General features: G+C 72.3%; 19 protein-coding genes. 6 read left to right on the top strand and 13 right to left on the bottom strand.

Annotated features, from left to right (window positions below; all coding sequences use genetic code 11):
- The first annotated feature begins 217 nt into the window (after positions 1-217).
- The gene (locus EAO76_RS22720; protein ID WP_148837790.1) at positions 218-1,090 is read left to right on the top strand and encodes an undecaprenyl-diphosphate phosphatase; all 873 of its coding nucleotides are present in this window, start codon (positions 218-220) and stop codon (positions 1,088-1,090) included.
- 61 nt (positions 1,091-1,151) lie between these two features.
- Here the strand turns inward: EAO76_RS22720 and EAO76_RS22715 are convergent, their stop codons facing one another.
- Together EAO76_RS22715 and EAO76_RS22710 are read right to left on the bottom strand one after the other, a co-directional pair.
- The gene (locus EAO76_RS22715; protein ID WP_148837789.1) at positions 1,152-1,406 is read right to left on the bottom strand and encodes a LapA family protein; all 255 of its coding nucleotides are present in this window, start codon (positions 1,404-1,406) and stop codon (positions 1,152-1,154) included.
- 108 nt (positions 1,407-1,514) lie between these two features.
- Complete coding sequence (locus EAO76_RS22710) at positions 1,515-1,784, bottom strand: hypothetical protein (protein WP_148837788.1); 270 nt, start codon at positions 1,782-1,784, stop codon at positions 1,515-1,517.
- Between the two features lie 290 nt (positions 1,785-2,074).
- On the opposite strand from EAO76_RS22710, the gene EAO76_RS22705 reads away from it, so the two are divergent.
- Positions 2,075-2,938, top strand: a complete 864-nt coding sequence (locus EAO76_RS22705) for a universal stress protein (RefSeq protein ID WP_148837787.1) — start codon at positions 2,075-2,077, stop codon at positions 2,936-2,938.
- 181 nt (positions 2,939-3,119) lie between these two features.
- Positions 3,120-4,745 carry an apolipoprotein N-acyltransferase gene (lnt, locus tag EAO76_RS22700; RefSeq protein WP_148837786.1) on the top strand — a complete coding sequence of 542 codons (1,626 nt, stop codon included), beginning with the start codon at positions 3,120-3,122 and terminating at the stop codon, positions 4,743-4,745.
- A gap of 10 nt (positions 4,746-4,755) precedes the next feature.
- On the opposite strand, the gene EAO76_RS22695 is transcribed toward lnt, so the two are convergent.
- The 3 genes from EAO76_RS22695 to EAO76_RS22685 form a co-directional block, all read right to left on the bottom strand.
- Positions 4,756-5,118: a hypothetical protein gene (locus EAO76_RS22695; RefSeq protein WP_148837785.1), complete on the bottom strand. Its 363-nt coding sequence runs from the start codon at positions 5,116-5,118 to the stop codon at positions 4,756-4,758.
- Positions 5,119-5,235: 117 nt separating this feature from the next.
- Positions 5,236-6,135 carry a Gfo/Idh/MocA family protein gene (locus EAO76_RS22690; protein WP_148837784.1) on the bottom strand — a complete coding sequence of 300 codons (900 nt, stop codon included), beginning with the start codon at positions 6,133-6,135 and terminating at the stop codon, positions 5,236-5,238.
- 83 nt (positions 6,136-6,218) lie between these two features.
- Entirely contained in the window at positions 6,219-7,430 is a 1,212-nt protein-coding gene (locus tag EAO76_RS22685; RefSeq protein ID WP_148837783.1) for an FAD-dependent monooxygenase, read from the bottom strand.
- Positions 7,431-7,517: 87 nt separating this feature from the next.
- Here EAO76_RS22685 and EAO76_RS22680 point away from each other — a divergent pair, with 87 nt between their 5' ends.
- A complete protein-coding gene (locus EAO76_RS22680) occupies positions 7,518-8,189 on the top strand; it encodes a TetR/AcrR family transcriptional regulator (protein ID WP_148837782.1) in 672 nt (223 codons plus the stop codon).
- A 108-nt stretch (positions 8,190-8,297) separates the two neighbouring features.
- Positions 8,298-8,597: a hypothetical protein gene (locus EAO76_RS22675; protein ID WP_148837966.1), complete on the top strand. Its 300-nt coding sequence runs from the start codon at positions 8,298-8,300 to the stop codon at positions 8,595-8,597.
- A 49-nt stretch (positions 8,598-8,646) separates the two neighbouring features.
- Here the strand turns inward: EAO76_RS22675 and EAO76_RS22670 are convergent, their stop codons facing one another.
- The 8 genes from EAO76_RS22670 to tsaD all read right to left on the bottom strand — a co-directional run bounded on the left by EAO76_RS22670 (position 8,647) and on the right by tsaD (position 15,906).
- Complete coding sequence (locus EAO76_RS22670; protein ID WP_148837781.1) at positions 8,647-9,132, bottom strand: hypothetical protein; 486 nt, start codon at positions 9,130-9,132, stop codon at positions 8,647-8,649.
- A 149-nt stretch (positions 9,133-9,281) separates the two neighbouring features.
- Positions 9,282-9,965, bottom strand: coding sequence for a uracil-DNA glycosylase (ung, locus tag EAO76_RS22665; RefSeq protein ID WP_148837780.1), 684 nt, complete (start codon positions 9,963-9,965; stop codon positions 9,282-9,284).
- Positions 9,966-10,061: 96 nt separating this feature from the next.
- Complete coding sequence (locus EAO76_RS22660; RefSeq protein WP_148837779.1) at positions 10,062-11,642, bottom strand: ABC transporter substrate-binding protein; 1,581 nt, start codon at positions 11,640-11,642, stop codon at positions 10,062-10,064.
- 118 nt (positions 11,643-11,760) lie between these two features.
- Positions 11,761-12,516, bottom strand: a complete 756-nt coding sequence (locus tag EAO76_RS22655; RefSeq protein ID WP_148837778.1) for an SDR family oxidoreductase — start codon at positions 12,514-12,516, stop codon at positions 11,761-11,763.
- Between the two features lie 19 nt (positions 12,517-12,535).
- Positions 12,536-13,297, bottom strand: coding sequence for a 3-oxoacyl-ACP reductase FabG (fabG, locus tag EAO76_RS22650; RefSeq protein ID WP_148837777.1), 762 nt, complete (start codon positions 13,295-13,297; stop codon positions 12,536-12,538).
- Positions 13,298-13,531: 234 nt separating this feature from the next.
- On the bottom strand, positions 13,532-13,915 hold the full coding sequence (locus EAO76_RS22645; protein WP_148837776.1) for a DUF3037 domain-containing protein: 384 nt from the start codon (positions 13,913-13,915) through the stop codon (positions 13,532-13,534).
- On the bottom strand, positions 13,912-14,760 hold the full coding sequence (locus EAO76_RS22640) for a HipA family kinase (protein ID WP_187438749.1): 849 nt from the start codon (positions 14,758-14,760) through the stop codon (positions 13,912-13,914). The genes EAO76_RS22645 and EAO76_RS22640 overlap by 4 nt, the downstream gene beginning before the upstream one ends.
- 9 nt (positions 14,761-14,769) lie before the next feature.
- The gene (tsaD, locus tag EAO76_RS22635) at positions 14,770-15,906 is read right to left on the bottom strand and encodes a tRNA (adenosine(37)-N6)-threonylcarbamoyltransferase complex transferase subunit TsaD (RefSeq protein WP_148837775.1); all 1,137 of its coding nucleotides are present in this window, start codon (positions 15,904-15,906) and stop codon (positions 14,770-14,772) included.
- Positions 15,907-16,073: 167 nt separating this feature from the next.
- On the opposite strand from tsaD, the gene EAO76_RS22630 reads away from it, so the two are divergent.
- On the top strand, positions 16,074-16,781 hold the full coding sequence (locus EAO76_RS22630) for a TetR/AcrR family transcriptional regulator (RefSeq protein WP_148837774.1): 708 nt from the start codon (positions 16,074-16,076) through the stop codon (positions 16,779-16,781).
- Positions 16,782-16,783 lie beyond the last annotated feature (2 nt).

Here is a 16,783-nt window from a genome sequence, read left to right as displayed (position 1 = left end):
CCGTCCCGCACCGGCGCCGGTCCCGGTCCCCGTGGCGGGACGGCCGACGGCCCGGGGCACGGGCGGCGCTGTTCACCCGGGGGAGATACCCTGCCCGCGACCGACCGAAGGGCCGCGGATCCTGCGCGGCCCCGTTCTCCATTGACCGACATACGCACGTCGCCGACGGCTCCGCCGTCGGCCGATGCATGATCACCTCCGGGATGGCCAAAGCCCCATGAGCTGGTTCGAATCGTTCGTCCTGGGCCTCGTTCAGGGACTGACCGAGTTCCTGCCGATCTCCTCCAGCGCGCATCTGCGGCTCACCGCGGCGTTCGCCGGCTGGCACGACCCGGGTGCGGCGTTCACCGCCATCACCCAGATCGGCACGGAGGCGGCAGTCCTCATCTACTTCCGCAAGGACATCGTCCGGATCGTCTCGGCGTGGTTCCGTTCACTGGTGGACCGGTCGATGCGCGGCGACCACGACGCCCAGATGGGCTGGCTGGTGATCGTGGGCTCCATCCCCATCGGCGTGCTCGGCGTGACGCTCAAGGACCAGATCGAGGGCCCCTTCCGCGATCTTCGACTGATCGCCACCACCCTGATCGTCATGGGCATCGTCCTCGGCATCGCCGACCGTCTCGCCGCGCGCGACGAGGCGGGCGGCAGGCACCGGGCCAGCAAGGAGCGCAAGACGCTCAAGGAACTCGGCGTGAAGGACGGCCTGATCTTCGGCTTCTGCCAGGCGATGGCCCTGATCCCGGGCGTCTCCCGCTCCGGGGCCACCATCAGTGGTGGTCTGCTCATGGGGTACACCCGTGAGGCGGCGGCCCGGTACTCCTTCCTGCTCGCGATCCCCGCGGTACTGGCCTCGGGCGTCTTCGAGCTGAAGGACGCGGGCGAGGGGCACGTGTCGTGGGGGCCGACGATCTTCGCGACCTTCATCGCGTTCGGCGTGGGCTACGCCGTCATCGCCTGGTTCATGAAGTTCATCACGACCAAGAGCTTCATGCCGTTCGTGATCTACCGGATCATCCTGGGCATCGTGCTGTTCATCCTGGTCGGCGCGGGGGTGCTGAGCCCGCACGCGGGCGAGTCCGCGGGCTGACCGGGCGGCACCGTCCGGCACGGGGCGGGCGGCGATCCGCCCGCCCCGTGCCGGATCCGGGTCAGCGCTTCGCGCGGCGGCGGGCCAGGAGGACGCCCATGAGGAGCCCGACCACCAGGGTCACGGTCAGCACCGCCCAGAGCGGCAGGGTGACCGTGCCGACCCACAGCCGTATGCCGACGGACGCGGTGTTCACGGCGATGAACCAGATCGCGAGCGCCGCCAGCACCACGAGCCCGATCGTGCGCAGCCGGATGTCCCGGCCCTTGACGGTCAGGGTCGGCGGAGCATCCGATCGAGAGGTCTTCTGCACCATTCATCCAGTATCGGATGGTTCGGGCGATCGGTCCTGACGGGCCGCATGCGACCCGTCAGGTGCCGGGTCCGGCGGCGTTCCCGTACATCGCACGGGGTGCCGGGCGGCTCAGGGGATGTCGCCCCGCCAGTCCCACCGGTCGGGATCGCCGTCCCGGGGGCCGTACTCCGCCCGGCCGCCCGGTCCGAACCGTCCGATCTCCGTGTTCAGCGCCGCTCCCTCGCACAGCGCCGCGTCCGTCCAGCCGGTCACGTCGAGGAGCAGCCCGTCGAGGGGGCCGCCCACCAGCTCCCGGTAGGAATGGCCCGGCCGGGGTCCCGGATCGGGATCGTCGTGGTCGGCGCCGTACACACGCCGCTGCCGCATCAGCTCGTCCATGGGGGCAGGATCGCACCCGGCACTGACAGCGGCGCCCCGGCCGTCCGCCGGGCCCCGCGGGCACGCCGGCCGCCCGGCGCGGCGGGACGATCCCGGTTTCCGGACGGGCACCGGGCCCCGGCGGGCCGTAGCGTACGAAACGGCCCCGGCGGACGTCCGCGACGCCCCACCGCCGCGCGCGGATGGTGGTCCCGCAGGATGTCCCGGAACGGAGGGGCCGAAGGTCCCTGCCGTACGACGGCCGTACGTACCAACCTGGGACGGGATATCGCCGGATTCTGGAGGGAATCATGACCGCCACCGACCGTCCCGTGATCGCCGCGGTGGACGGCTCCCCGCACAGCCGGGAAGCCCTCGACTGGGCCGCCCACGAAGCCGTGCGACGAGGACTCGCACTGGTCGTCGTGCACGCCCGGACGCCCGATCGGCGCAGCGCGCAGGACACACTGCGGCGCGAGTCCGAAGAACTCCTCGAACGGTCCGTGCAGCGGGTGTCCGGGATCGAGCCGACCCTGCACCCGACGACGCTCTCGCCGCTGGACTTCCCCTCGGCCGCCCTCACCTCGCTCAGCCGTGACGCGTCGCTGATGGTCGTCGGCTCGCGCGGGCTCGGCGGGTTCCGGTCCCTGATGCTCGGGTCCAACAGCCTCGCGACCGCCTCGATGGCCAAGTGTCCCGTCGTCGTCATCCACGGCGGGGCGGCGGACGAGGACGAGGGGGCGACGGCGGAGGAGTTCACCGACATCGTCGCGGGCGTGGCCGCGGACGAGAGCAGCGAGGCGGTGCTGGAGTTCGCCTTCGGGACCGCCGCCTCCCGGCCGGGCGCACGGCTGCGGATCGTGCACGGCTGGACGATGTTCTCCTCGATCCTGTCCGGCGGACCCGTCTTCGACCGGGCGGCGGTGGCGGACTCGGCCGACCGGACCCTCGCCGAGCTCACCGCCGGGTGGCAGGAGAAGTACCCCCAGGTCGAGGTCGTCCGGGAACCGGTCAGCGGCTCCGCCTCCCGCACCCTGGTCACGGCCTCGGCGACCGCGGCACTGACCGTGGTCGGTCGGCGCAAGGGTGGGGAGTCGCTCGGGCTCGGCCTCTCCCCCGTCGCCCAGACCACGCTCTCGCACGCGCTCGGCCCGGTCGCGGTGGTGCCCTGCTGACGGTGGCGGTGCCGTCCCGCCGTCCGCGTACTCCTCCCGGTCCCGCGCCCCGGTGCCCGCACCGGGGCCCCGCCGCCGCGCCGGTACGCGGTGAGGCTTCCGGTTCTCCGCGCCGGGGAAGAACTGCGGAGCGGGGTACCAGGGTGGAGACTGCTGATCAGGTGGGACGAGGAGGCGGAACATGCTGGTTCCGGCCGGTCGGGGCGAGTGGTGGGCGCGGAGACTGCGGTCCGGCCGATGGCGCGGCGGCCTCGCGGTCCTCGCGGGCGCGCTGCCCGCGCTCGCCTTTCCCGCCCCTTCCCTGTGGTGGCTCGCCGGCGTCGGCCTGGTGCCGTGGCTGCTCCTCATCCGGACCGCCGGTACGGGGCGCAGGGCCGCGCTGGACGGCTGGCTCGGCGGCATCGGCTACATGATCGCGGTGCATCACTGGCTGGTGCCGAGCCTCCATGTGTTCATCGTGCTCCTGGCCGCCCTGCTCGGTCTGCTGTGGGCCCCGTGGGGACTGCTGGTCCTGCGGACGCTGCGCGGGCCGGTGTCGGCGGCGGGTGCCGCGCGGGCGGTGGTCGTGGTGCCCTGCGGCTGGCTGATGATCGAACTGGTCCGGTCCTGGGAGGCGCTCGGCGGCCCCTGGGGGCTGCTCGGCGCGAGCCAGTGGCAGGTGGCTCCCGCGCTCCGTGTCGCGTCCGTGGGCGGAGTGTGGCTGGTGAGTCTCCTGGTGGTGGCGGTGAACACCGCCGTCGCCCTGCTGTTCGTGACCTCGGCCGCCCGCACCGCGGCCGTCGTGAGCCTGGTGGTGTGCGCGCTGGCCGTGGGGGCGATGGCGGGCTGGGCGCCGCGGCCCGAGCGGTCGGGAACGGTCCGGATCGCCGTCGTGCAGCCGGGGGTGGTCGCGGGGCCCCACAGCGTCGAGCGCCGTCTCGCGGTGGGCGAGCGGCTGACCGCTTCGCTGGCCGGGCGCGATCTCGACCTGGTGGTGTGGGGCGAGAGCAGTGTGGGGGCGGATCTCACCCGGCGTCCGGACATCGCCGCCCGGATCGCGGCCCTCGCGCGCCGGGTCGGCGCGGACGTGCTGGTCAACACGGACGCCCGGCAGACCGACGGATCGGGCCGGAAGGGCATCTTCAAGTCGGCGGTGCTGGTGGGCCCGGACGGGCCGACCGGGGACCGCTACGACAAGATGCGGCTGGTGCCGTTCGGCGAGTACGTCCCGGCCCGTCCGGTGCTCGGCTGGGTCACCTCCATGGGCCGGGCCGCGGGCGAGGACCGGTTGCGGGGCACCGCCCCGGTCACGATGTCGCTGCCCGGGGCGGACGGCGGGCGCGGGCTGCGCTTCGGGCCGCTGGTCTGCTTCGAGTCCGCGTTCCCCGACATGAGCCGCCGACTGACCCTGGACGGCGCGCAGGTGCTGGTCGCGCAGTCGTCCACCTCCTCGTTCCAGCACAGCTGGGCGCCCGAGCAGCACGCGTCGCTCGGGGCGCTGCGGGCCGCCGAGAACGGCCGCCCGATGGTGCACGCCACGCTGACCGGCGTCAGCGCGGTGTACGGCCCGCAGGGCGCACCGGTCGGTGCTCCGCTCGGTACGGACACCAGCGGCGCCGCCGTGTTCGACGTGCCGCTGGCGACGGGCACCACGCTCTACGTGCGGCTGGGCGACTGGCCGCTGTGGGGTGCGGCGGCGGTGCTGGTGGCGTACGGCGCCCTCGAAGCCGCGCGGTCGGCGGGGCGGCGCGGCCGGGTCGGGCCGGCCGGTGCCCGGGGCGGGCCCGTCGCGGCGGGCGCCGATTCCGGTGGTCCCGGCGGACGGTGACCCCGCGGGCTCATCCGCACAGTCTCCGGTGGGGTCCGTTCACGGAGACGATGTGGCCCTGGGCGTCGACGGTGAGCGCGACCCGTTCGACCTTGTTGGTCACCGCCAGCACCAGCCACACGACGCCCCAGAGGAAGCAGCTGAACACCGTCAGCAGGGCGTGCAGCACGTGGTTGAGCGGCTTGCCCCGGACCATGACGACCTGCGTCTCGGCCCGTGACTCCACCCGCCAGCCGCTCGCGATCCGCTGGTTGACCGCCCAGTCGAGGATCAGCCCGCGCTGCGTCGCGTCGGGCGGCCGTCCGTCGGCGGAGTAGTAGCCGGGCGGCGGCTGAAGAGCTCCCCAGCCCTTCGGCTCGTCGTGGGGCCTCACGAGGTCACCTCCACGGGCCGGTGGTCCATCCCCCCAGCCTGCATCGGTGCCCGGCCCCACGCATCCGGAAGGCCGTGCCCGGGGCCGGGCGGCCCTCCGCGGTCCGGGGTCCGGCCCTCAGGCGCAGCCCAGGTCGCGCAGGATGCGTTCGCACAGCTCGTGCGTCTGCAGGGCGTCCCGGGCGCTCAGCACCGTACCGGCGCGCACCGCGTCCAGGAAGGACAGCACGCACTGCTCGATACCGCGCTGGCGGGCCACCGGTACCCAGTCGCCGCGCCGCCGCAGGCTCGGCTGTCCCTTGTGGTCGATCACCTCGGCGAGGTTGACGACCTCGCGCTTGGAGTCCTGGCCGGAGACCTCCAGCCGTTCCTCGGCCGATCCGCTGAGCCGGTTCATCGTGCCGATGGCGGTGAACCCGTCGCCGGACAGCTGCAGCACGACGTGGTGCATCAGCCCCTCCCGGATCCGGGCCCGCACGACGGTCTGGTCGACCGGCCCCGGTACCAGGAAGCGCAGGGTGTCGACGACGTGGATGAAGTCGTCGAGCACCATGTTGCGCGGTTCCTCGGGCAGGCCCACCCGGTTCTTCTGCATGAGGATCAGCTCGCGCGGATGCTCGGCGCACTGCGCGTAACCGGGTGCGGCCCTGCGGTTGAAGCCGACGGCCAGGCTCGTCCCGCGTTCCTCGGCGAGCTCCACCAGCCGCCGGGAGTCGGCGAGTTCGTAGGCCAGCGGCTTGTCGACGTACGTGGCGACGCCCGCCTCCAGCAGCCTGCCCACGATCTCGGGGTGCGCGGCGGTCGGGGCGTGGACGAAGGCGGCGTCCAGGTCCTGGGCGAGCAGCGATCCGAGGTCGGTGTGGCACTGTCGCGGCGGGATGCGGTGGGTCCCGGCGACCGCCTCCAGCGTGGCGGGGGTGCGGGTCTGCAGGTGCAGTTCGATCCCGGGCACGGTGGTCAGGACGGGCAGGTACGCCTTCCGCGCGATGTCGCCGAGTCCGATGCAGCCGACCTTCACGGGATCTCCCTCTCAGTCCGGCGCCCGCCCGGTGCGGTGGCCACCGGGCGGGAGCGCCCCGCGGGCTCCCCGGAGCCGATGTCCTACCGCAGCGTCCCGTGCGCGTCGTTCGTCCGGGCAGCATACGTGGACCGCGGCGGCCGCCAGTCCATGATCCCGTCGAAGGTGCGCAGGACGAGGGCGGGCCCGAAGCGCGAGACGGTGGACATCAGCGCGTCGCGCACCGCGACGGCGGGGGTGCTGCTCAGCCGCATCAGGCGGGCGGTCCGGGCGGCCCTGCGGACGACGGCCGACGTACGGGGCAGGCGGTCGGCGGTGTACGCGGCCAGTCCCGTGCCGAGGTCCGGACTCGTCGTCAGCCGGTGGACGAGCACGATCGCGTCCTCGACGCTCTGGTTGCCGCCCTGGCCGAGGCTGGGGGCCATCGCGTGGGCGGAGTCGCCGACGAGGACGGTGCGGCCCCGGTGGAAGGCGGGCAGGGGGTCGATCAGCTGGTACACGTCGTTGCGGAGCACCTGGTCCGGCTCGGCGGCGGCGATGACCGCGGGGATCGGGTCGTGCCAGTCGCCGAAGCGGCGCGCCATCTCCGCCTTCTCGTCGTCGGCCGCGCGGGCCCCGGCGGGGGCGACGGCGGCCCCGTAGGCGTAGATCCGGCCGTCCTTGAGCGGCTGGGTGCCCCAGAGCGCGCCGCGCCCCCAGGTCTCGTGCGGGGAGAAGGACCGCTCGGGAGCGGGGACGACGATGCGCCAGGTGGTGAATCCGGCGTACGAGGGGCCGGGGTGGGCCGGGAAGAGCACGCCGCGCACGGCCGATCCGATGCCGTCGGCGCCGACGACGAGGTCGGCCTCCATGCTCCCGGCCTCCGTCCCGACCACCGCGGGCGCGCCGCCCACGGTGCCCGGGTCCAGCAGTCGCGCGGCCGCGCCGGTGCGGATGGCGCCCTCGGGCAGCCGGGCCGCGAGGCGGTCGACGAAGGTGGCGCGGTGCAGCAGGACCAGCGGGCCGCCGAACCGCTCGACCGCGGCGGCGCTGTCCGTGCGCGAGAGCCAGCGGCCGTTCGGGGCGCGCATGCCGCCCTCGCCCTGCCAGGCGGCGAGGGACCTCACCTCTTCGCCGAGGCCGATGACGTCAAGGGCGCGCTGGGCATTGGGGGCCAGGGAGATCCCGGCCCCGACGGGTTCCAGGGAGGTCGCGCGTTCCAGGACGGTGACGTGCCAGCCACGGCCGTGCAGGGCCACCGCCGTGGTGAGACCTCCGATTCCGCCTCCGATGACGACGGCACGGGGTTTGTCCATGACTCCTCCTCGGAACTACGTCGTCACTACATCCGTAGTGACACGCTCACCGTACTACGGCTGTAGTTGGAGGGGTAGGTTGACCCCATGGCCACACGCACCATCGGTACCTCCCGGGCCGATCTCATCGCCGACGCCGCCCTCGCCCTGCTCGCCGAGCGCGGGATGCGCGGGCTGACCCACCGCGCGGTGGACGAGCGCGCCGGGCTTCCCCAGGGCTCGACGTCCAACTGCGCGCGGACCCGGCAGTCGCTGCTGGAGACGGCGGTGCGGCGGCTCGCGGAGCGCGAGGCCCGGGTGCTGGCCCCCGACGGGCCGCTTCCCGCCCCGGCCGCCGGGGCGGGAAGCGGCCCGGACCCCGAGGGGCGCGGACCCGGCGCGGACGGCGACCCGGCCGCCGGGGCGGCGGAACTGGTCGCCGGTCTGGCCCGGGTGCTGCACCGCTACCTCACCGACCACCCCGAACTGCTCGTCTGCCGTTACGAACTCGCCCTGGAGGCGACCCGGCGCCCGGAACTGCGGGAGTTCTTCGACGCCACGGGCCGGCAGTTCCGCGAGCCGCTGCTGGCGCTGATGACCGCGGCCGGATCGGCGGAGCCCGAACGGCACGCCCTGTCCCTGGTGGCCTGGTGCGAGGGGCTGATGTTCTCGTGCGCGGCGGGGTCGTACAACCGCTCCGTGCCGAGCGAGGAGGAGCTGCGCGCGGGCTTCGCCGAACTGCTGGGCGGAATGCTCGGACCGCGGTGGGCGCCGCGCTGACCGGTGTCACCCGTGCGGACCAATCCCCGTCGTGTGCCCCGCCCGGAGCCGGGTCCGCACCGCAGAGTTGACCGGGTGCAACGAACCGGAATCACCGTCAGGATCACCATGGGCCTCGTGGCGGGCCTGGCCGCCACCGCACTGACCGGCTGCGTGTCCGTGCAGCCCCGGCCGGACGCCCCGGCCCGGCCCGGGACCGGCGGACCCGCCCAGGACCTGACCCCGCAGACCGCCCAGCCGCCCGTCCACGACTCCCTGGAGGCCGTACCCGCCTCCGAGCCGCCCGCCTCCCCGCCCCTGCCGGCCCCCGTCGCCGGGACGGACGTCTGCGCGCTGGGGCGGGGCTACGGGCACTGGCCCGCGGGCAGCCCGCAGTCCCGGATCTGCGAGAACACCTACGGCCGCTGACCCCGGGGAACGACGCGAGGGCGGCCCGTCCACCGCGGACGGGCCGCCCTCACAGTTCGCGCAGCCTCAGCTCCAGCCGCGCGATCGCCGCGCGCACCCCTCCCCCGTACCCGTCGTCCGCGCCGTCGTCGGCGAGCACGACGGAGGCGGCGCGGGCCCGGTCCAGGTGGATCCGGGCCGCCCCGGGGTACTGGAGCCGCACGTAGTCCGCCGCGAGGTTGAGGTGGAGCGAGGGGTAGAGCGCCCGCACCGCCGGCGCGTCGGGATGTTGTGCCGCGCGCTCGTCGGACAGCCCGTCGGCCGCGGTCAGCGCCCGCAGGTCCCAGGCCAGCTCGTCGCCGGGATCGTCCTGGGCATCGGCCATGTAGTGGGCGAGGGTGCACCGGTGCAGGGCACCGCCGTCCTCGCCGATCTCCGACCAGAGCGCGCCGAAGCGGTTGCGGGCCTCTTCCCGGTCGCCGCCGTGCAGCAGCATGACCGCCTGGCCGATCCTGGTCATGACGGCGTCCTTCGACGCCTCCTGCTGCTCCGTCACCACGGCCTCCCTGCACGACCCGTCCGCCCGTTTCCCCCGACGCTAACCGCAGTCGCCGTCGATCCCGCTGAGGCTCGGGCGGACGCCCCGGGGCCGTCCACCGGGTGCCGCCGTCGGCCGGGCCCGGCCCGGCCGACGGACCGGGCGGGTCAGCCCAGGTCGGGGATGCGCCAGTCGATCGCGTCGTGGCCCTGCGCCGCCACCGCTTCGTTGATCTGCGTGAACGGACGCGAGCCGAAGAACTTCTTGGCCGAGAGCGGCGAGGGGTGCGCCCCCTTCACCACCACATGGCGCTCCTCGTCGATCAGCGGGAGCTTCTTCTGCGCGTAGTTGCCCCAGAGGACGAAGACCGCCGGGTCGGGCCTCGACGCGACGGCGCGGATCACCGCGTCGGTGAACTTCTCCCAGCCCTTGCCCTTGTGCGAGTTGGCCTCGCCCGCGCGGACCGTGAGCACGGCGTTGAGCAGGAGCACGCCCTGCTCGGCCCACGGCATCAGGTACCCGTTGTCCGGGACCGGCAGGCCGAGCTCCTCCTTCATCTCCTTGTAGATGTTCCGCAGGGACGGCGGCGTCTTCACGCCGGGCCGCACGGAGAAGCACAGCCCGTGCCCCTGCCCCTCCCCGTGGTACGGGTCCTGGCCGAGGACAAGGACCTTCACCTTGTCGTAGGGCGTGGCCTCCAGGGCGGCGAACACCTGGTCGCGCGGGGGGTAGACCGGCCCCTTGGCCCGCTCCTCCTCGACGAACTCGGTGAGCTCCTTGAAGTAGGGCTTCTGCAGCTCTTCGCCGAGGACGCCGCGCCAGGACTCGGGCAGCAGGTCGGTGTCGGTCACGTGAACAACCTCCGGTGAGCAATCGGCTTTTCATCCGAGAACCTACCGGGGCCCACTGACAACGCCCCCCGCCGGTCCGGTTCCGCCCCTTTCGCCCTACCAGCTGGCCTTGCGGTAGAACTCCCACATCTGCATGACCGTCTGCGGGTCCAGGGCGCGCTCGCCGCCGCCGATGTCCTCGCCCGAGGCGACGTACAGCTTGCCCTGCCACAACGGCAGCATCCGCACGTCGTCGACCAGGATCTTCTGGGCCCGCTCGAACTGCTTGACGACCGCGCCCCGGTCGCTCTCCTTGCGGGTCTGCGGCAGCAGCTCCTGGGTGATCTCGTTCTTCATGTACGGCATGCCCGTGACGCTGTCCTTGCCGATGAACGGGGCGATGAAGTTGTCCGGGTCCGGGAAGTCCGGGAACCAACCCCGGCCGAACACGGGGTACTCGCCCTTGGTGAAGCCCTCCTGGAACGTCTTCCAGGGCTTGCTCTTCAGCGTGATCCGGAACAGCCCGGAACCCTCCAGCTGGCGCTTCAGCTCCTCGAACTCCAGGGCCGTGGAGGAGCCGTACCGGTCGGTCGTGTACCAGAGCGTCAGCTTGACGGGCTTGGTGATGCCGGCCTTGCTCAGGATCTGCTTGGCCTTGGCCCGGTCCGGGTCCCCGTAGGCGTCGAAGAAGCTGGTGGTGTGCGCCGTGATGCCCTTGGGGACCATGGAGTACAGCGGCTCGGCCGTGCCCTGGTAGACCTTGGCCACCAGCGCGTCACGGTCCACGAGCTGGGCGATGGCCCGCCGCACGGCCACGTTCCCCGCGGCCGGGTCCTCGGGGTTGAAGACCAGGAAACGGATGTCCGCGCCGACCGTCTCGACGATCTGCGGGCTGCCGTCCTTGTTCTGGCCGCTCTCCAGGGCGATGACCTCCTCGGCGGTGAGGCCCCGGTAGATCGCGTCGATCCGGTTCTTCCGGAGGGCCTCGACGACGGGGGCGGACTCCTTGAAGTAACGGATCGTCACGGAATCGTTCTTGCGGTTGGCGAACCCCTTGTAGTCCGGGTTCTTCACCAGTTCGGTGCGCTTTCCCGGCTTGTACGAATCGAGGAGGTACGGACCCGATCCGGTGATCTTCCCGTCACTGCGCAGCTTGTGCTTCGAATAGGCGCTGGGGGCCACCAACGACATGGCGGGCGTGGTGAGGACGAACGGGAAGGTGGCGTCCGGCTTGGTGAGGTGGAAGATGACGATGTCCTCCCCCTTGGTCTCGATCCGGTCGAGCGAACCGAGCATGCCGACCGGGCCGCCCTTGAAATTGATCTCCCTGATCCGGTCGATGGAGTACTTCACGGCCTCGGCATCGAGCACGTCCCCGTTGGAGAATTTCAGACCCTTGCGAAGTTTGCACCGGTAGGAGGTGCTGGTGGTATCGGTGAACTTGCACCATTCCGCGGCATCGGGCTGGGGACTCGTACTTCCGGTGGGAAAACTCACCAGGGTCTGGAAGACATTGCGCATCAGCTCCCAGGAGTTGTCCCATGCGGCCGCCGGATCGAGAGTGGAAGGCTCACTGGTCGTACCGACGACTATTTTCTGCTCGACCTCCGATCCGCTGTCGGAGAAAAGTCCGCAGCCCGACAGCAGAGAAAGGGAAGCAAGAGCTGCAACGGCCTGACGACCGGCCCGGTAGAACACGTGAACGCTCCTCGATCAGCCATGGGTCGGCAGACCATACCGCAGCGCCCCGCCAGGTCAATCCGCAGGTCCGGCGGGGCACTTGAGTCAATCAGGGCCAAACCCTCTCAGGCCGTTCTCAGCCCACGCCCGCATTCAGGAAGATTCCCCCGTCGACCACCAGGGTCTGACCGGTGATCCAGTCGGCCTGACTCGACGTGAGAAACGCCGCGGCACCGCCGATGTCCTCGGGGACCCCGAGCCGTCCGAGCGGATAGGCCGCCGCGGCCTCCGCCTCACGGCCCTCGTACAGCGCCTGGGCGAATTTCGTCTTCACGACCGCGGGAGCAATTGCGTTGACCCGGACGACCGGCGCGAATTCGTGCGCCAGTTGGAGGGTCAGATTGACCATGGCCGCCTTGCTCATGCCGTAGGCGCCGATGAAGGGCGAGGCGGACACACCGGCGATCGAGGCGATGTTGACGATCGCCCCGCCGTTGTCCTTCTGCCACGCCTTCCAGGTCTGCTGCGCGAAACCGAGCGCCGAGACCACATTCGTCTCGAAGACCTTCCGGGCCACATCGAGGTCGAGTTCGGCGATCGGCCCGAAGACCGGGTTCGTACCGGCGTTGTTGACCAGGAAGTCGACCCGGCCGAAGGCCTCCATGGTGCGCGCGACGGCCACCTCGCGGTGCTCCGCGTCGTGCGCCTTGCCCGCCACCCCGATCACCCGGTCGGAGCCCAGCCGCTCGACGGCCTCCTTGAGCGCCTCCTCGCCGCGCCCGGTGATGCACACCCGGTCACCCCGGGCCACCAGCGCCTCGGCGATGCCGTAGCCGATGCCCCGGCTCGCGCCCGTGACGAGCGCGACCTTCCCACTGTCCTGCACAGTCATGGTTCCGCAGCCCTTCGGGTCAGTTGAGCGGTCCGCCGGCGACGTACATGACCTGGCCGGACACGAAGCCCGCCGCGTCCCCCGTGAAGAAGGCGATGGCGTTGGCGATGTCCTCGGGGTGTCCGACGCGCTGCACCGGGATCTGGGTGGCGGCCGCGGCCTGGAACTCCTCGAAGCCCATGCCGATCCGGGCCGCGGTCTGCGCGGTCATCTCGGTGACGATGAAGCCGGGGGCGACGGCGTTGGCGGTGATGCCGAACTTGCCGAGCTCCTTGGCGAGGGTCTTGGTGAAGCCCTGCAGACCGGCCTTGACGGCGGCGTAGTTGGCCTGGCCGCGGTTGCCGAGCGCCGAGGAGGAGGAGAGCGAGACGATCCGGCCGAACCCGGCGTCCACCATGTGCTTCTGGACCGCCTTGGCCATCAGGAACGCGCCCTTGAGGTGCACGTTCATCACGATGTCCCAGTCGGACTCGCTCATCTTGAAGAGCAGGTTGTCGCGGAGCACGCCCGCGTTGTTGACGAGGATCGTCGGGGCGCCGAGCTCGGCGGCCACCCGCGCGACCGCGGCCTCCACCTGGGCGCTGTCCGACACATCGCAGCCGACGGCGAGGGCGGTGCCCCCCGCGGCGGTGATCTTCTCGACGGTGTCCTTGCAGGCCGCCTCGTCGAGGTCGAGTACGGCGACGGCGCGGCCCTCGGCCGCCAGGCGTACCGCGGTGGCGGCGCCAATGCCCCGCGCCGCTCCGGTCACGATGGCGACGCGCTGCTCGGTGGTGGACATGCTTGGTTCTCCTCGCCCTTGGATCGCCGCCCAGCGGACGTCGGGGCGCCCCGGCACGGGACCTCGTGTGCGCGGAACCTTCCCGATGGCTGAGCGACCGCTTAGTACCTTCAGCAGACGAGACGCTAGAAGCCCTGGCACCCGGTGTCAACGGCGCGCGACGGCCGGGGCGCATGTCACACCCGGTGGCGCCGCCGCCGCGGTGGTCGCGGACGGCGGCACGGCGCGGAGGGGTCAGCGCACCAGCAGGTCGAGCAGCCGTTCCACCTCGGCCTCCGGGTCGGCGGTGAGACCACTGTGGACGGGGCCCGGCTGGACGACGGTGGAGCGCGGCGCGATCAGCCAGCGGAAGCGCCGTCCGGCGTCGTCACGGGCGGCCTGGCCCGCGTCCGTTCCGCCCAGGCACACTCCCTCGACGGCGCGCAGGGCGGCCCGTACACCGACCACGTCGGCGGCCGGGTCCAGGACCTTCAGCTTGGTCTCGTCGAGATGGGTGCGGGCGGCGACGAAGCTCCGGGCGCGGCAGTAGACGATCACGCCCGCGTTGAAGCACTCGCCGCGCTGCACCCGCGGCACCACGCGCAGCAGCGCGTACTCGAAGACATCGCGCTCGCTCACGGCCGGTCGTCCTTCTTCTTGGTGGGGTGCGGCCAGGGGGTGAGGTGTTCGGTGAGCCAGCCGGGGGCCTGGGACGGCTTGGGCTCGGTGGGGGCGTCCATGGTGATCCGCTCGTGGATGGTCGCGGCACGCGGCAGCAGCGCCTCCACGTAGGCGCGGCGCAGGTCGTCGGGGGACGCGAAGCCGGGTTCGTCCACCAGCCACTCGTCGGGGACGTCGGACGCGACCTCGGCGAGCAGTTCCTCGGTGACCAGCGGGGCGAGTTCGGCGGCGGCCGACGCGATGTCGGGGGCGAACGGGGCGAGGGCGTGGTCCGACGCGTTGTACGGCTTGGCGGCGGACGCCTGGGCCCCGGGCCAGTTGTGGTGCCAGATCATGGTGGCGCCGTGGTCGATGAGCCACAGGTCGCCGTGCCAGACCAGCATGTTCGGGTTGCGCCAGGACCGGTCGACGTTGTTGATCAGCGCGTCGAACCAGACGACCCGTCCGGCCTCCCGCGCGTCCACCCGGTAGGCGAGCGGGTCGAAGCCGATCGAGCCGGGCAGGAAGTCCATCCCCAGGTTGAGGCCGCCGCTGGCCTTCAGGAGTTCCTGCACCTCCTGATCGGGTTCGGCCAGGCCGATGACCGGATCGAGCTGGATCTGCACGAGGTCGGGGACGCGCAGGCCGAGCCTGCGGCCGAGCTGTCCGCAGATGACCTCCGCGACCAGTGTCTTGCGCCCCTGTCCGGCACCGGTGAACTTCATGACGTAGGTGCCGGAGTCGTCGGCCTCGACGATCCCGGGGAGCGAGCCGCCCTCGCGCAGGGGCGTGACGTAGCGGGTCGCTGTCACTTCTGTAAGCATTTCCCCAGGCTATCCATTGACCCGTGCCCGCCGTCCGGGCGAGGTTCCCCCGCGGACCCGCCGGGCGCCGGCCCTTCGGGCAACTCGTGCGGGCGCACCGGCGAACGGGGTCAGGGAGGCGTACTCCAGGGGCGCGGACGGGTCGATCGACACGTCCAGCGGTGCGGGTTCGGCCCCGGATCGTACGAGGAGGTCGCCGACGGCCGCGATCATGGCGCCGTTGTCGGTGCAGAGCGTCATCGGCGGCACGCGCAGCTCCACCCCGGCGGCGGCGCACCGCTGCTCGGCCAGCCCGCGGACCCGCGAGTTCGCCGCGACGCCGCCGACCACGATCAGCGTCTTCACGTCGTACGCCGTGCAGGCCGCGAGCGCCTTACGGGTCAGCACGTCGGCAACGGCCTCCTGGAGGGCGGCGGCCCCGTCCGCGACGGGCAGGTCGAGGCCCTGGGCCCGGTGCAGCTCGACCCAGCGGGCGGCGGCGGTCTTGAGGCCGGAGAAGGAGAAGGCGTACGGGTCGTCGCCGGGGCGGGTGAGCGGGCGCGGGAAGCGCACCGCGCGCGGGTCGCCGTCGCGCGCCGCCCGGTCGATGGCCGGGCCGCCCGGGTACGGCAGGCCCATGATCCGGGCCACCTTGTCGAAGCACTCCCCCGCCGCGTCGTCCAGCGTGTCGCCCAGGTGCAGGATCGGTTCGCGCACCAGGTCCCGCACGAGCAGGAGGGACGTGTGGCCGCCGGAGACGATCAGCACCACGCACGGGGCGGGCAGCGGGCCGTGTTCGAGGGTGTCGGCGGCGACGTGTCCGGCCAGGTGGTGGACCCCGTACAGCGGTACCCCCGCCGCGTAGGCGAGGGCCTTGGCACCGGCCAGGCCCACCTGCAGCGCGCCCGAAAGCCCCGGTCCGGTGGTGACGGCGACCGCGTCGATCCCGCCCAGCCGCAGCCCGGCCCGTTCCAGCGCCTGCCGTACGACCGGGTCGAAGGCCTGCAGGTGGGCGCGGGAGGCGATCTCGGGCACCACGCCGCCGAACCGCGCGTGCTCGTCCATGCTCGACGCCACCACATGCGCCAGCAGTCTCCCGTCGCGCACGATGCCCACGCCGGTCTCGTCGCACGACGACTCGATTCCCAGCACCACGGGTCCACCCACCGGATCTCCTTTCACGCACAGGCTGAGCAACTGCAATATATGTGCAATAAGGAGCGGGGCCGAGCCCGGTCGGCAGACGTTCACGCCCGGGTCGGGGATCATGGGACCAGGACATCGCCTGCACTCACCGGTTGCTTATTGGTCGAGCACTCAATAGCATCGCCGGTATGTCGTCAAGCATGCAGCGGAAGCGGATCCGGAAGTCTCCCTCCGACCGGCGCGCGGAGATCGTCGACGCGGCGGCGACCATCGCCCTGACCGAAGGGCTGGAGTCCATCACCCTGCGCCGGATCGGTGACCGGCTCGATGTCCGGCCGGGGCTCATCAGCCACTACTTCCCCGCCGTCGAGGATCTCGTGGCCGAGGCGTTCGGCGCCGCGGCCAGTGCCGAACTGGACACGCTCCTGCCCGCGGACCCGGCGGCGGGCCCGCCCATGGAGCGGCTGGCCCGCTTCTTCGCGCTCGCCACGGGCCCCGCGTACGACGACATCAGCCGCCTGTGGATCAACGCCCGGCACCTCAGCCGCTACCGCCCCGTCCTCCGCGACCGGGTCAACCACCAGGAGTCCCTGTGGCGCGGCAGGCTGGAGGACCTCGTCCGTGACGGAGTCCTCCTCGGCGAGTTCCGGACCGACGACGCCCATGTGGCGACCATCCAGATCCTGGTCGTCATCGACGGTCTCGGCGCCCACGCCAACACCGCCACCGCCGACCGCCCCGAGGCGGTGACCCGCATGGCCGTCAGCACGGCCGAACGCGAACTCGGCCTGGCGAGCGKSMCGCTCGCCGAACTCGCCGAAGGGCTCGACACGGGCCGCCCCGCGGCACCGGCGACGTCCGACGCCGAGGACGCCCCCGCCGGTTCCGGGGCCTGAGC

This window comes from Streptomyces sp. sk2.1 (assembly GCF_008120935.1).
GTDB lineage: Bacteria > Actinomycetota > Actinomycetes > Streptomycetales > Streptomycetaceae > Streptomyces.
Note: the sequence above shows the minus strand (reverse complement) of the source record. Positions and strands in the feature narration are given on the sequence as shown.